This is a genomic window from Gilliamella sp. LMG 34360, from assembly GCF_984568995.1.
Map to the genome: position 1 here is coordinate 349,038 of NZ_OZ474900.1, position 15,818 is coordinate 364,855.

The 15,818-nt window shown below is 39.5% G+C and carries 6 protein-coding genes, 2 tRNA genes and 1 other RNA gene; 4 read left to right on the top strand and 5 right to left on the bottom strand.

Annotated features, from left to right (window positions below):
• Window positions 1-7: 7 nt before the first annotated feature.
• The 3 genes from AC5LW9_RS01660 to AC5LW9_RS01670 are packed head-to-tail and all read left to right on the top strand — an operon-like array spanning window position 8 to window position 11,234.
• Complete coding sequence (locus tag AC5LW9_RS01660) at window positions 8-9,415, top strand: beta-ketoacyl synthase N-terminal-like domain-containing protein (protein ID WP_493456198.1); 9,408 nt, start codon at window positions 8-10, stop codon at window positions 9,413-9,415.
• Complete coding sequence (locus AC5LW9_RS01665) at window positions 9,412-10,476, top strand: Gfo/Idh/MocA family oxidoreductase (protein ID WP_493456199.1); 1,065 nt, start codon at window positions 9,412-9,414, stop codon at window positions 10,474-10,476. The genes AC5LW9_RS01660 and AC5LW9_RS01665 overlap by 4 nt, the downstream gene beginning before the upstream one ends.
• Window positions 10,473-11,234 (top strand): thioesterase II family protein, encoded by a 762-nt coding sequence (locus tag AC5LW9_RS01670; protein WP_493456200.1) that lies wholly within the window; start codon window positions 10,473-10,475, stop codon window positions 11,232-11,234. Before AC5LW9_RS01665 ends, AC5LW9_RS01670 begins: the two co-directional genes overlap by 4 nt.
• A 344-nt stretch (window positions 11,235-11,578) precedes the next feature.
• Here the strand turns inward: AC5LW9_RS01670 and AC5LW9_RS01675 are convergent, their stop codons facing one another.
• Window positions 11,579-11,983: a class I SAM-dependent methyltransferase gene (locus AC5LW9_RS01675; protein WP_493456201.1), complete on the bottom strand. Its 405-nt coding sequence runs from the start codon at window positions 11,981-11,983 to the stop codon at window positions 11,579-11,581.
• Window positions 11,984-12,197: 214 nt separating this feature from the next.
• Between AC5LW9_RS01675 and AC5LW9_RS01680 the strand changes: the two genes are divergently transcribed.
• Window positions 12,198-13,805: a (2,3-dihydroxybenzoyl)adenylate synthase gene (locus AC5LW9_RS01680; protein ID WP_493456202.1), complete on the top strand. Its 1,608-nt coding sequence runs from the start codon at window positions 12,198-12,200 to the stop codon at window positions 13,803-13,805.
• A 238-nt stretch (window positions 13,806-14,043) separates the two neighbouring features.
• On the opposite strand, the gene AC5LW9_RS01685 is transcribed toward AC5LW9_RS01680, so the two are convergent.
• The 4 genes from AC5LW9_RS01685 to AC5LW9_RS01700 all read right to left on the bottom strand — a co-directional run bounded on the left by AC5LW9_RS01685 (window position 14,044) and on the right by AC5LW9_RS01700 (window position 15,802).
• Window positions 14,044-14,169, bottom strand: a non-coding RNA gene (locus AC5LW9_RS01685) — RtT sRNA.
• A 39-nt stretch (window positions 14,170-14,208) separates the two neighbouring features.
• Window positions 14,209-14,285: transfer RNA gene (locus AC5LW9_RS01690), tRNA-Pro, on the bottom strand.
• Between the two features lie 21 nt (window positions 14,286-14,306).
• Window positions 14,307-14,382 (bottom strand) — tRNA-His (locus AC5LW9_RS01695).
• A 124-nt stretch (window positions 14,383-14,506) separates the two neighbouring features.
• Window positions 14,507-15,802: an L-cysteine desulfidase family protein gene (locus AC5LW9_RS01700; protein WP_198227324.1), complete on the bottom strand. Its 1,296-nt coding sequence runs from the start codon at window positions 15,800-15,802 to the stop codon at window positions 14,507-14,509.
• Window positions 15,803-15,818 lie beyond the last annotated feature (16 nt).

A 15,818-nucleotide genomic window follows, 5' to 3' on the forward strand; every position in this document is an offset into this window, starting at 1 on the left:
GAAAATAATGTTTAATATTGAAGATATTTTTGGCAATAGTGATCCAATAGCTGTCATTGGGCTTGCTTGCCGTTTCCCGAATGCAAAAAATGCACACGAATTTTGGCAGAACTTATTAGCTGGGCAAGAGGGCTGTTCTGGTCCTTTTTCTCGTGATGAATTAATTGCTGCTGGTATTCCTATTGAGACCCTTGATGCTCCTAATTATGTTAACCGTTCTGCGGTGATAGAAGGGGCGACACAGTTTGATGCTGCGCTATTTGGTTATTCGCGTCAAGAAGCCGAGTTAATTGATCCGCAACAACGTTTATTCTTACAAACAGCTTGGCACGCTTTAGAAGATGCAGGTTATCCCCCACTAAGTAGCGATAATAAAACAGCAGTATTTGGCGCAGCAAGAATTAGTAGCTATCCTGGTCAGGAAGCTATCAAGATAACTGAACTGGCACAAGTTAACAAGATTCAATCCCTTCTCGGTAATGATAAAGATTACATTGCGACACGAACAGCTTATAAAATGGGTTTGACTGGACCAGCAATCACAGTACAAACCGCTTGTTCAAGTTCACTTGTGGCAGTACATTTAGCGTGTGAAAGCCTGCGTGCTGGAGAGTGTAATATTGCTTTAGCAGGGGGCGCTGCGATCTCGTTTCCTCAATTGGCAGGGTATCTCTATCAGCCCGGCATGATTTTTTCTCCCGATGGCCATTGTCGCCCATTTGATGATGATGCTCAGGGTACTTTTCCTGGCAATGGGGTTGGTATTGTCGTGTTACGTCGTTTGCAAGATGCATTAGATGGTAATGACACTATTTTGGCAGTTATTCGAGGCAGTGCAATTAATAACGACGGTCGGCATAAAGTGGGCTATACGGCCCCATCGGTACAAGGACAGCGAAACGTTATTCAGGACGCATTAAATATGGCCGATATCACACCACAGGATATCGGTATGATTGAGGCCCATGGAACAGGAACCCCTCTTGGGGATCCGATTGAGTTTCAATCATTATGTGAAGCTTTTGGTCATAGTAGTAATAAACAATATTGCGCATTGGGCTCTGTCAAAGGGAATATAGGTCATACGGATACCGCAGCTGGAATTGCCAGTCTGATAAAAACAGTACTATCCGTTTATCATGGTTATATCCCTCCGAACCTGCATTTTAAAAAAGCCAATCAGGCGATTAAACTCGCTGATTCACCATTTTATATTCCGACTCAAATGACGATTTGGTCAGAGACAACGCGCAATGCCGGTATATCAGCCTTTGGTTTTGGTGGGACAAACTGCCATATGATTGTTTCATCAATGCCTGAATTGCCTCAACGTAGCTTGTCAGATACACCTTATGCTAACAATCGGGCGCTATTACTCAGTGCAAATTCGTTGTTTTCATTACGTCAACTTGCTAGAAATTATGCACAGGTTTGGACAAATAAAACTGCTTCTGATCTAGCTTATACAGCCTTACATGGTCGACAGGTGGACTTATCCCATCGTTTAGCAATTCCATTAGATCATCAAACAGTGACTTCCCTGACGGAATTTGCAGAAAATCAACCACTCCACAGTGGATATTATGGCAACAATACTGCTCGTCAAAAACAGGTCTGGTTATTTACGGGGCAAGGAAGTCAGTGGTCTGGGATGGGTAAATCTCTATTTGAACAGTCAACGGTCTTTGCTGATACCTTAAAACGTTGCCAGAAAATTTTATCCAAGCTACTGGAAGAACCGCTGTTAACGGTTATGTTTAGTGATGATCATCCGTTATTACAGCAAATGGAATATGTTCAGCCAGCTATTGTTAGTTATGAATTTGCCTTAGCCAGTCATTGGCTAGCTCAAGGATTACAACCCGAATGTGTGATTGGTCATTCCATCGGTGAATATACCGCGGCATTGGTTGCCGGATACTATACGCCAGAAGATTTATTACCCTTAATTTATTGGCGCGGAAAACTAATGCAGCAGCAAGCTTCTGGCGGAGCTATGCTTGCTGTGATGATTGATGCAGAACAAACTGAAATGTACGCTCATGAGTATCATTTAGATATTGCTGCCTATAACAATGAGCAACGTCATGTTCTTTCTGGTGCAGAAAGCAGTATTGCTCAGCTTATTACTTGTCTGGATGGCAAGAATATTCCTTATCGTCGATTAAATGTTCATGGTGCAGCTCACTCTGTTATGATGGAGCCAATTCTCGCGTCTTTTGCTGAAAAGATGGCAAACCTGCCTTGTCATACCGGTTATTTTAAATTTATTTCAACCCTAACGGCGCAAACCATTACTTTCACGCAAGAACAACAGAGTGACTATTGGTGTCGGCATTTACGGCAACCAGTTAAGTATTATCAAGCAATACTAGAAGCATTAAATCAAGGCGGTACTTTGTTTATTGAAATGGGGGCCGATGCTCAGTTAACTTCATTAGGTAAACCTATCGCTGATAATACAGCTACATGGATTGCTTGTGTTACAAGGCCGGAGCTGGAACCCAATGCTTTGCTCACCACTACCCTACGGCTTTATACTGCAGGTATTGATTTACCTTACCTTAAACAGCTTAATCCACATGGTCGATGTATACCTGCTCCACTTTATCCTTTTGATGAGCAGCATTACTGGCGAGAACCGGTACAGGAAGTACCGCTTTTATCAACGATACCATTAAAATTGATCGAAGGTGATAAAGTTGCCAGAGAAGAGGCTCAGAGATTAGAACTTAAGCGATTAGAGTTATTCTATGATTGCACAAATCAACTACATACTATTGCAGTTAATCGATTACTTAATCAATGTGTTGGTTCTAAGATTGATAAGGGATTAACAATCGCGCAAATCCTTCGTCAAGGGAAAATTTTACCTCGTTACCGGCAGTTGCTACAACGTTTGTTAAATACTGGAGTGAAACAGGGGTATTTAGTTAAAAAAGATGATCTTTATCAGCGAATAGACGAAGTTTCTAGTGTTCGGGAGGTTGTTTTACTTGAAGAGTTAACCGAGTATTGCGAAGGACATGATGCTATAGCAGAAACAATCGGCAGAGCAAGTCAACACCTTACTGAAATGTTACAAGGTAGTATTGACCCCGTGGAGGTAATTTTCCCACAAGGAAGCTCAAGTGGGGTTGAAGTATTATACCAGGAGTTTAGTTTTGGTCGTTATTTTAACCTGATTGCAGCGGGCATTTTAAGAGATCTAATTAGGGTTTATCAGCAGCAGGGACGAACATTAAGAATTCTGGAAGTTGGAGGAGGAACTGGCGGAACAACTGCTTGGTTATTGCCTGTTCTGGTACAAATGGGCACACCGGTTGAATATGTTTTTTCTGATATCACACCACTCTTCACGCGTCGAGCTATGCAAAAATTTGCCGCTTATCCGTTTGTGCGTTATCAGGAATTAGATTTACAACGCGATCTTCTATCCCAAAACATAGAGCCTGAAAGCTTTGATTTAGTGATTGCAGCGAATGTCATTCATGCAACTCAAAATATCGCGCAAACATTACAGAATATTCGTCGTGTACTGAAAGCAGATGGTCACTTATTACTACGAGAGATCACACAGCCTATGCCTTTGTTTGATTTTGTGTTTGGTCCACTGGTGCTACCATTTCATGATGAAGAACTGAGACAGGGGGAACTATTTTTGACGGTCGAAGGCTGGGAAAGTGTCTGCCGAGATAATAATTTTAAACAGTTTCATTGGTTACCAGGACCAAATACTGAAACATCTACCATCAGCGAGCATATTCTTTTAGCCAGTTGCCATGATAAAGGCATTAGGCGAACAGTCTCTGTTGTTGAACCTAATCCAATTAGTCACCCAATTTTGGGCGTTTGTTTAGATACTCGAGGAGTATATCAGGCCAACTGGTCAATGTGTCAGAATGATAAAGCTCAGTTACAGGAATACATTAATCAGACTATTGCTAATCTTATTCAACGACATGGGCGTGAAGTAGCATCGCCATGCCTACATACCTTTAACGGAGATATACCCGCTGATTTAAGTCATATCAGGATATATTGGTCTGCGTACCGGATTGCTGAAGCCAATGTTTTAATAGAAGTACAACAACAAGAGCAATGGTTAACACTTTTTCATGGCTCACCTTATTTCTCTTCCGATCGGATAAAACAGTTTATTGAGCCATTGAGTGCTATAGATAGCCAATATTATTGGCAATGGCAACCCTGTTCTGTGGTTGAACAAGATAGCTCATTTGGTAAATATACGGATACGGATGAACCCGGCGTTATGAGGTTATCGACCCGATTAAATGAAATGAGCACTTCCTCTCTATTAGTTTGTATACCTAATTTAAGCCCTGTACAACAAGCGATCTGGCTCAAAAAAATCCTGCACTCACATCCAAATGAAGACATATTGTTTGTCACTTTGAATGCTTGGTCCATTAGTGGAAATGAAATGGTCAGCCCGGAACAACGTGCTATTTGGGGAATGATTAAAGTGATTGCTGTTGAGCAGTCTCAACAACATATAGCTGTAATTGACCTTGTTCATTTGGACGATCTTACACCAGATATGCTCTCTCAGGTAATTTCAGGTTGCCAAATGGGAGAACGGTGGTTTGCATGGCGAGAAAATAAATTGTTGACCCAGCGACTTATTTTGTCAAATGGCGAAGCCTCGCCGCTACCACTCTCAACTTTTAATCGGTCAGGCTGGCATATTATTACCGGAGCCTTTGGTGGATTAGGCTGGTTTAGTGTGCAATGGCTGTTATCACAAGGGGTTCGTTATATAGTATTACTTGCTCCAAGATTAAGTGAGGAAAAATTTAATGAGCTAAAACAACTGGAAGAAATTTATTCTGCTGATTTACGATGGGTAGAACTGGATTGTAGTGATAATGAATTATTAACTGACTGTTTAATTCAATTACAAAAAGAACGACCTATTAGTGGAGCAATTCATGCTGCTGGCGTTTTGAAAGATGAACTAATCACGCAACTTTCCGATAATACATTAATTGAAACATTCGCAGTAAAAGCAGAGGCTGCTGCGACATTACTCTCACAATTAAGAACATTTCATGCTGATTATCTGTTGTTATTTTCTTCTGCAGCTTCAGTGCTAGGTACATCAGGACAATCAGCCCACGCCTTTGCCTGTGGCTACATTGATGGGCTAGCGGCAAGCCAAAAACAATCATGTCCAGTTACTGTGTCTATCAATTGGGGAGCTTGGTCAGAGATTGGGCTTGCTGCATCAAAAACCGTACAACAACAACTTAAAGCAGGAGGCATGGCAACGATTAATCCTCGTGAAGGTCGTTGGCATTTAGAGCAAGCACTAATGCGGGGTAATACAAACTACGTGGCAATGAGAGTCGAGCCACAACTGTTAATTCAAAGACGATTACAAGAACAATTAATATCAACTAATCCTCTTTCTGTCACTGATAAAATTAGGCCATCGGAATTTATTCAAGCCCCTATATTAACTGGGGATATGCGACAAGATATAGAACATTTAATTCAATGGTTAAAAGCGCTAGTGATTACACAATTGCGTATAGAAAACCCCGAAATCGTTACATCAACGCAAGATTTATTACGTCTGGGTCTGGATTCACTTCTATTCCTTGAGTTAAGCAGCGAGATCAATAAACAATTTGCTATTCGCCTCGATGTACAAAAAGCTTATCAGGATTTAACTTTATCTGGATTGGCCTCGCAGATTTACGAACAGTACCAACAACAATCGGCCTTACCGTTTATAACACACGATGCTGTCCATCGTTATGATGCTTTTCCTTTAACCGCTATTCAACATGCTTATTGGCTTGGCCGTACTGATATGATTGATTATGGCGGGGTTGCCTGCCATGTACTATTTGAGTGGGATTTATTAACAGATAACTTTGATGTGCAGAAATTAGAACAAGCGTGGGATAAAGTAGTAAAAAATCATGATATGTTAAGAATGGTTGTTAATGATGAAGGGCTACAAATTGTATTACCCCAAACTCCTTTCTATCATTTTGTTGATCACGATTTACGTCATTATACAATGGATGAACAGGAGGTGGCATTAACTAAACTCCGAAAGGATTTATCTGAACGGGTGGCAAAAACGGATAAATGGCCATTATTTACCATAGAAGTTAGCCGACTTAGCGAACGGCAGTTCCGTTTACATATGGATCTTGATTTACTCATGTTTGATGTACAGAGTTTCAAGATCATGTTCGATGATTTTATGGCGGCCTATTATGGTAATAATATTATTAGTCCAAGCATTACATTTCGTGATTATGTAATAACTGAGCTAGGTGAAAGATCTGATAAAAATTGGCAAACAAGCTGGCTCTACTGGCAAAATATCTTACCAACACTTCCCCCAGCCCCCAATTTACCTTTAGCCACTGTACATGATAAATCGGCTCATCAAGTGGTGACTCGTCAAGGGCGATTAAATAAGGAGGAATGGCAAAATCTTAAAATCCAATGGCAATCATGGGGGGTGACTCCTTCCGCCGCATTATTAGCATTGTATGCAGTGAGTTTAGCGTCATTTTGTCGCCATCCAGCATTTACGTTAAATTTAACTTTTTTTGACCGCCGTTCTTACCATGATGACGTACAAAAAATTATTGGAGATTTTACCTCAGTACTTTTGATAGATGTTGATCTGAAAAAACCTGTTTTATTGCGTCAGTTTATTGAAAAAACACAAACGTTGCTTTGGCAACGGTTAGCACATAGTCAGGTTAATGGTGTCGAATTACTCCGTGATTGGGGACGATTATTGGGGCTCCCTCACACTCCATTAATGCCGGTTGTTTTTACCAGTATGTTAGGGATGTCACTGAATGGCTTAGAGATTGATCAAGCAATGTCACGCTTTTTTGGCGATCCCGCTTATGTTTTCACTCAAACGCCACAAGTTTGGTTGGATCATCAAGTCATGGAAATAGATGGTGAACTCATTTGGCACTGGTATTGTATGGATGATGTCTTAGGACCCAATATAGCTCAACGCTGTTTTGATGCTTATCAAACCCTATTACACACCGTGGCTAGTGAACCAGAAAAATTAGCAGTCTGGTCGACAAATAATATACCTATATTCAAAGATCTTAAGTTAACCGTCAATGATAATGATAGCCGTTTAATAGAAAGCGTTTTATATCAGCATCCAGCGGTACGTATGGTTGAAGCCAGTGACTCTATTGATGGTTGTTATGTTGTTCGTTGGGTTGCTGAAGATAACTTGCCCGTTGTACCCGATACACCGACATTAACTTATAAGATATTGGATAACGAAACGCAGTTGCTTGATGAAGTTGAACAGTGTTGGTCTTATTTAGATGATAAGGCGCTAATGGGGATTGTCAGTACATTATCACAGTATCAACTTTTTCAACACGTTGGTGACTGCCTATCATTAACTGTGATACAGCAACAATTACAAGTGGTAGACAGTGCTAAAATAGCGCTTAAACAGTGGTTGAATTTACTGTGTGAACGAGGTTGGTTAAAACTGCAAGATCACGTTTATACCGCGCTAAATGCGTTTGTTCACTGCAAAACCCAATTAATCAAACCTCATTTTGAATGGTGTCACATTCTTGACTACTATTTAGATACCAGTGTTCAGCATCACACCGAGCTATTAACCGGCAGATGTAATGCGCTTTCGCTGCTCTTTACTGAAGATGAACGCATCACTCAGGCTCTTTATCGTGATAATCCAATGATGTTCAGCCTGCATCAACAAGCGCTACATCTGGCAAAACAGTTATCTCAAGGGCGTTCTGACTTTAGAATACTTGAAGTCGGTTCCGGTACTGGATCAACGACTGAATATTTATTACCAGAGTTATCTGACTCCCTAGCCGAATATCGTTTTACAGATGTATCGCCTCTATTTTTATCGCGGGCAAAAGAACAATTTTCCCATTACGCTTGTTTCAATACTGGGTTATTAGATATTAATTTACCGGTTGATTTTCAGCAACATCATGCATCAGGTTATGATCTTATTGTCGCAACTAATGTATTACATGATGCCAATCATATTGTTCAGTCACTTATTCGTTTGCGCAGGCTTCTTTCACCTACGGGGAAATTGCTTTTGATCGAAGCCACTGAACGTCATAGCGCATTACAAGCTGCAACGATCAGTTTTATCGAGAGTCTGAATGGCTACCGCGATTTTCGTCTATTTGATGATAAACCGATGTTAGATACGAATAGATGGCATGAAGTGCTGAGTGAAGCCGGGTTTACCACCTTAATACAATGGCCTAATGATCAAACAACTTTACGGCAACATCTATTTATTGCAACACCAACATTAATGGCGAGAACCGATCCACAACTGTTGGCTAACCATCTTTTACAGATATCTCCTGAGTTGGCTCAAATATCTATAGATTGGCAACAAACCGAGCATTTACTGGAAAAACCAAAATTACAAACATCTTTATTGAACCAAAGCCTACCTACTACTGAAATATTAGCGGATCAATTAGTTATTGATGCTGTTTGGCAATGTTGGAAAACATTTTTAGGTGATGGCATTACTCTTAATAGTCACTTTTTCCAGTCGGGAGGAGATAGTTTAATTGCAACACGAATGGTCTCTCGTCTACATAAAATGGGTTATCGAGGTGTTAGCCTACAAAAGCTTTTTGAAAACCCTGTATTACAAAATTTTTGCAAGGGAATAACCTCGCCAAAAGCTGAATTATCGCATTTAGTTCCATTGACAATAACTTCATCACAGCATACTCCTTTGTTTGTCTTTCCCGTATCTGATGGTGATTGCAGTGTTTATCTACCGTTATTGAAAATGCTAAATAATGTTCCTGCTTATGGACTCAATTATGATTTCATGGAAAAAGGCATCTGTTCTTTACCAGATTTAGTTGGGCATTATGTGAGGGTAATCAGGCAGTTTAGACCAGCAGGTCCTTATCATCTTATTGGCTGGTCTTATGGGACATTCTTAGCTGCACATGCCGCGACACTGTTAAGTCAGTCTGGAGAGGATGTTACGTTAATATTGATTGATCCAGTTTGTCGTATTGATTTCGCCGATCGTCCTATGGATGACTTGCTGGTCGAGCTTGCTGATAATATCGCTGAGACTAATCACACTCAAAAACTTAAAGCCGAACGACTACTTTCATTTTTATCTGATTACTCACTTATTCAACCGATAACAGAGATTAACTGTTTATTGTTCGAAGCAAAATATCGACCTGTACAATGGCACTCTCTCGATGAAGAGTGGCAAGGCTGGCTGAAAGAAGCTGATTGTTGTCAGTTTGATTCTGATCACTGGGAATGGATTAATGATGCTCCTGTTTGTTCACTGATCGCCAATAAAATAAACCAATATTTAACGAATAAGGAAAATATATGAAAGTTTTGATTGTAGGGAGTCGATTCGGTGAAGTCTATTTAAATGCTTTTTTTGAACATCAGGAAGGTTTGACTCTGGCCGGTATTCTATCAACCGGAAGTGTAAGTTCACAGCATTTAGCACATGATTTTGCTGTACCGCTGTATACCGATATTAAGCAAGTACCAGCGGATATTGATATTGTCTGTATTATTGTTCGTTCTACGGTGGTTGGCGGTGCAGGGACTTACTTAGCTAAACACTTTTTGCAGCGAGGATGTCATGTTATACAAGAGCATCCCGTTCATCCCGATGATATTTCTGCTCTACAGCATTTAGCATTACAACAAGGTGTTCATTATTGGGTTAATAGCTTTTATCCCTATACGGCTGCTGGGCAGTGTTGGATACAGAATGTGCGCCTCCTTCGTGAACAGTTATTGCAACGCTCCCCTGTTCTCTATCATATGTATACTAGTCGTCAATTACTTTACTCTTCTTTAGCGCTTTTTTTATTATCTAGTCGAGCAATAGATATTCATGTCAGCGTTTTACCCTCTGCTGATCAAAACTTCAATATGGTATTACTCAAGTGGCAAAGTGAGACCGCCATTATTTTTCTGCAAAGTACTCTGGATCAACAGCAACCGGATCTCCATAGTTTTATCATGCATAAACAAATTATTGTTTGGCCGGACGGAACATTGTGTTTGGAATCCAGTTATGGAGCAATAACTTGGCAACCGACATTTTATTTTGAACACAATAATGAGAAAAGCCTATCACAGCGTCGTGACGAAATTGATATTAACGAACCCATTTCTCAGGTATTGATTACTGCACCGCAAAATTGGCGTGATACTTTTGAGCAAGAGGGAGTGCAAGGAATTATTTATGTGTTGCAATCACTACGCTCTGTTATCACCGGAGAAAAAATACCTGTTGATTTACAACCAGAACATCAATTGAAAGTGGCTGAACTATGGCAACGAATATTACAGGCAGTGGGACGAGAAAAAAGTATCACTGGCGTTGCACCAAAACGAGTCAGTAACCAGCTTCTACAACAGGAGGACTTATGAAAAAGAATAATCTATATCCTCTACAGCCAATTTTAGAACACAATGATTATATTTTTATTTTTTGCCCTTTTGCTGGTGCTGTCAGCCATGTATTTCACTCATGGAACAACATCGAAAATAAATGGATGAATATGTATTGTTATCTTTATCCTGGTCATGATTTGCGAATGAAAGAGGCGTATAAAACGGATATCGCATCATTAGCTAATGAATTAGCTGAGACGATTCAATCTACCGAATGGTCACAAAAAAAGATAATACTTGGTGGGCATAGTATGGGCTCTCAGGTCGCATTTGAAACATGCCGAGTATTGGAACAACAAGGCGTAACAGTTTCAGCACTCATTTTGTCGGGATGTCATGCCCCTCACTTAACTGGATTACGTCATTTAACCCATCTTAATGATGCGCAATTTGTTCAGCAATTAATGGAAATTGGTGGGGGGAGCCCGGAAGTTTTACAAGATAAAGACTTACTTGCTCTGTTTATGCCAATGTTAAGAGCGGATTTTATGGCCACGGAACTGTACCAACGACAACAGGCAAATGCGTTTAAAATCATGACTCCTACATTACTTATTCATGCAGATCAAGATAAAGAAGTGTCCCTTGACGATATTCTGGCTTGGAAATCATGGTTAGGCGGTGTCAAGGAACATATTGTGGTCTCTGGAGATCATTTCCACGTCACTCTGAGACCGCAGCAATTTTTAGCCGTTATACAAAATTTTCTGTTTGCACAATTAACAATAAATTAATCAGTAATCTGATAAATCAAAATATTGCAACCTTTGGCAACAGGAGGAAATAGACGAAATACAGAGCGAAATCCCCATCTTTTGGGATGCTGTTTTAATAATGAGATTGTTTTAATGTGCTTTAAGCGAGGACTCCAACTCTTCAATAGTTTGGGATTATCTATGCCCCATTTAAAGTTAGCTCTCATCATGCGAACAGTGTCGTGTTGGTCACAATGTTTAACAATCCAGTTAGTACAACTGTCAAAACAGACCAACACATTGCTAAAGTGAGACATTAGATTATTAAAAAACTGTTTAACTTGTGTTTCTGGAAAATAGATAAGGACACCTTCAATAAAAAATCAAAATGCGTGATCGGGGTATTGTTCAAGGAGTTTATATATCCAATCTGTCTCTAGTATTGAGCCAGAAAATGAAATATTACGCTCATTTTGTGAAGAATATAGTTGATTCCGCCATTCGATAACTTCTGGCAAATCAATTTTAATGTGTATTCCATTACCTGTATCGGTTCTGTTAAATCGATTATCTAGGCCGCAACCAAGATGAACTAAGACCGGGTTTTCTGCCTGATTGAGACATTGACGGGCAATGTTGTCGAATAAACTGACCCGAATAGCCGTATCCGTTTGGCTAATTCTTTTATTTTTGAAAGGAGAAAAATCAAAAGGAAGCTGCTTAATAACATTTTTTGCATCTTTGTCTTCGAATAAACGGTCTGATCTTTGGCTTTCTTCAGCCCTCATAAACAATGGTATGAGTAATGTGTCGGCAATAGGATCGTTAAAAATGAGTTTTTTTGTTTCATGAGTCCCTCCTTATAGGGTAGATCGTTGCTATTGGTAATACTCGGAAGTCAAAACTGAATGAAATTATTAGAACAATTTTGATAAAACACTGACAGATAGTGATTATCATTTTTACTTAAATGTTATTTAAAACATGAAAAGAGGATCATTTATGAACAATCAAGAGGCAAGAGAACAAAAATATGAAGAATTAGGATATTGGCAACCCTATAATTTTGGCGACCGGCTAAGACAATGGGCCACTCGGTTTAGTCACAATAAAGCTATAATCGATAAACAAGGGGTGTTAACTTATCATGAGTTTAATCAGAATGTAGATAACTATGTAAGTCATTTATATCACTTAGGTCTTCGCAAAGGAGATCGTGTTTTAGTTCAACTACCTAATAACAGAACCTTTATTGTAATTTGCTTCGCCTTATTTCGCCTTGGCGTGATCCCTATTTTAACAACTATGGCACATCGACAACATGATTTAGAGTCAATATGTCAACAGGGACAACCTCAAGGCATTATTACAACCAAAACATTTATGGGATTTAATCATGCCAAAATGGCGCAGGATTTAGCGGAGAAACATCAATCTATTCAATTTCTCATTATTGATAGAGTATTGCCTTCTGGGAACAGTTTAGATTCGATCGCAGAGCCCATATCCGCTACGGCTTATTCAGCCCCTAACTATCGCGATATCGCATTTTTATTATTATCAGGTGGTACGACGGGAGCGCCAAAATTAATTCCCCGAACGCATACTGATTATGCTTATTTTTCGATGACCGCTGCAACAGTATGCCGGTTAAATGAAGACAGTGTGTATCTTGCCGTATTACCGGCTTCACATAATTTTACATTAGGTTGTCCGGGGATATTAGGAACGCTTTCTGTTGGTGGTTGTGTTGTATTGGCAGAAACGCCGGATAGCGTGCTCTGTTTTGATCTGATTGAAAAACATCGAGTAACTATCACATCCTTAGTTCCTGCCATTGTTAGTTTTTGGTTAACTGAGCTTAATTACCACCCCCATCATTTTACTTCTCTTTCAGTCCTTCAAATTGGCGGAGCAAGGCTAAATCCCTTAGTTGCAGAGCAAATTCCACGAGCATTTAATTGTAAATTACAGCAGGTGTTTGGTATGGCGGAAGGCTTAGTTTGCCTCACATCGCTTGATGATACTGATGAGGTGATTTATCAATCACAAGGTTATCCCTTATCTATACATGATGAAATTAAGATCGTTGATCCTCAAGGGCAAAATGTAGCAATGGGAGAAATTGGAGAATTGTTAGTCAGAGGTCCTTATACCATTAGACAGTATTATCAGGCGCCAGAGCATACACTGCATAGTTTTACCGATGATGGTTATTACTGTTCCGGTGATTTAGTCCGATTAACACCACAGGGCTATCTGGTGGTAGAGGGACGAATAAAAGAGCAAATCAATCGTGCTGGTGAAAAAATTGCTACAGCGGAAATTGAAGATATCTTATGCAAGGTTCCTCATGTTCATGATGCCGCATTACTTGCTCTCCCTGATGACATATTGGGAGAGCAAAGCTGCGCGATGTTAATCGCTGATCAAAGATTAACTTTAGCAGAACTGCATCAACATTTTAAATTGCAAGGTATTGCACGATACAAATGGCCAGACCGAGTTGAATATATTGCACAATTTCCACTTACGAAAATTGGTAAAGTGGATAAGCAACAACTGGTTCGTATGGTTCTGTGTAATAGAGACACTAATGATAAAGTGTGATTTTAACTTAACATGGTATAACTGTATATTCAACTTATGTTATGAAGGCTGAAAAGCATGGCTATTACTATGCTTTTTTTATTCTAGGTGAGATATTTGTAAAAGTAAAACGTATTCTGAGTTTTTGGCCGGACGATATTGTGCTTAAAGAGCCCTAAATATGGCAGGGTATTCTCACCCTCTCAAAATGCAGATAATAAAAAAGCCTACTCATTGAGTAGGCTATTTTATTTAAAATTGGTCGGCGAGAGAGGATTACTCGCATTTCATGCTCGCCCTACGGGTCGTTGCTAAAGCAACGTTGCCTCACTACGCTCGGCTCGAACCTCCAGTCGGTTCTCATCCTCTCAAAATGCAGATAATAAAAAAGCCCACTCAATGAGTAAGCTCTTTTATTTAAAATTGGTCGGCGAGAGAGGATTCGAACCTCCGACCCACTGGTCCCAAACCAGTTGCGCTACCAAGCTGCGCTACTCGCCGTTAGATTTCTGCTCTATAAAATGGGGTGGCTAATGGGATTCGAACCCACGACAACTGGAATCACAATCCAGGGCTCTACCAACTGAGCTATAGCCACCATAGAAGTAGGACGAAATATTACGCATAAAAAATAACATTGTCCAGTATATTTTTTCAAAAATGTGCTGATTGCTTATATTAAAAGCGTTAAAAGCTCAATATTTTACCATTAGATGATATTTTTAAGCTTTATGTGACATAATATCAATAATTTGCGTGTCAGTTGCTTTCATACTATTGCTAACAATGGCTCCAAGATTATTAATTGAAATTTCAACGCTATCACCAACTATACCTTCTTTACCAGTCACTCGAATACGATTTAATGCCATTAAAACAGCTTTAAAACTCGAAGAGACCGAAGTTGATACTTTCATAGCGCAGCTGTTTGAAGCCCCATCACAAATAATGCCCGATAAATCACCAATCATACTACAAATAGCCATATCAACAGGTTCATATTGGCCTTCACCAAGTAACCATGCCATACCTGCCGCAGATCCCATTGCGGCTGTGGATGCAGCACAAAGTGCTGATAATGGCGGAAATTTACTATGTATATAAATTGCAATAGTATGAGATAAAATAAGTGCTCTAGCTAGTTGCTCTGTTGTTGATTTTAAGTGATCGGCAACTACGACCACAGGCATCGTTGCGGTAATACCTTGATTACCCGAACCTGAATTACTCATCGCTGGTAAAGTTGCACCACCCATTCTGGCATCTGATGCTGCTGTTGTGCGAATAATTATTTTAGATAATAGATCATCAGCTAACAAACCAGTTTTTGTTTGTTCATGTAGGGTAGCCGCAATACTTAAGCCATATTCTCGCCTTAATCCTTCTTGAGATAATGCATCGTTTAATTCAGCAGAATGTAAAATAAATTTGATATCATCAAAATTAGATTGTGTTGCAAACTCATATATCTGTTTAACTGACATACGAGTTATGACTGATTCTTTTTTAGACTCCTTTTGTGTTTTATTATCTGCTTTGAAAATTACTTCACCATTTTTTTCTATTAATATTATGTTGGTGTGTGAGCTTTCAATACATACTCTAACATGATCGTCTTTAGCATAAATATTGGCTTCAGAATAAATTGCCGTATTATTATTAGCAATTTGTACATTCACTTTTTGTTCTTTAAGTAGATCTTTAGCTTGGTTAATTTGTTTCGGTGTAATTTTTTTTAGTACTTCAAGACCTGCTTCGGCATCACCGCCTATTGCGCCAATCGCTGCTGCAATTGGTAATCCCACCATCCCGGTCCCTGGAACAGTAACTGCCATACCATTTTTCATTAAGTTTGGTGAGACATAAGCATCAATGTGGCTGATACTATTTTTATCAATATATTTAGTCGCAACAGCTGACGCTAAAGCAAGAGATATAGGCTCTGTACAGCCTAATGCAGGTAAAACTTCATGTTTCACCAATTGAATTAACTCTTGCCACACTACTTGTTGTTCCATTTTTTATCTCCATATT

Coding starts and splice junctions, on each gene's coding strand:
- AC5LW9_RS01660 (WP_493456198.1), top strand. CDS start 8: ATGTTTAATATTGAAGATATTTTTGGCAATAGTGATCCAATAGCTGTC.
- AC5LW9_RS01665 (WP_493456199.1), top strand. CDS start 9,412: ATGAAAGTTTTGATTGTAGGGAGTCGATTCGGTGAAGTCTATTTAAAT.
- AC5LW9_RS01670 (WP_493456200.1), top strand. CDS start 10,473: ATGAAAAAGAATAATCTATATCCTCTACAGCCAATTTTAGAACACAAT.
- AC5LW9_RS01675 (WP_493456201.1), bottom strand. CDS start 11,983: ATGAGGGCTGAAGAAAGCCAAAGATCAGACCGTTTATTCGAAGACAAA.
- AC5LW9_RS01680 (WP_493456202.1), top strand. CDS start 12,198: ATGAACAATCAAGAGGCAAGAGAACAAAAATATGAAGAATTAGGATAT.
- AC5LW9_RS01700 (WP_198227324.1), bottom strand. CDS start 15,802: ATGGAACAACAAGTAGTGTGGCAAGAGTTAATTCAATTGGTGAAACAT.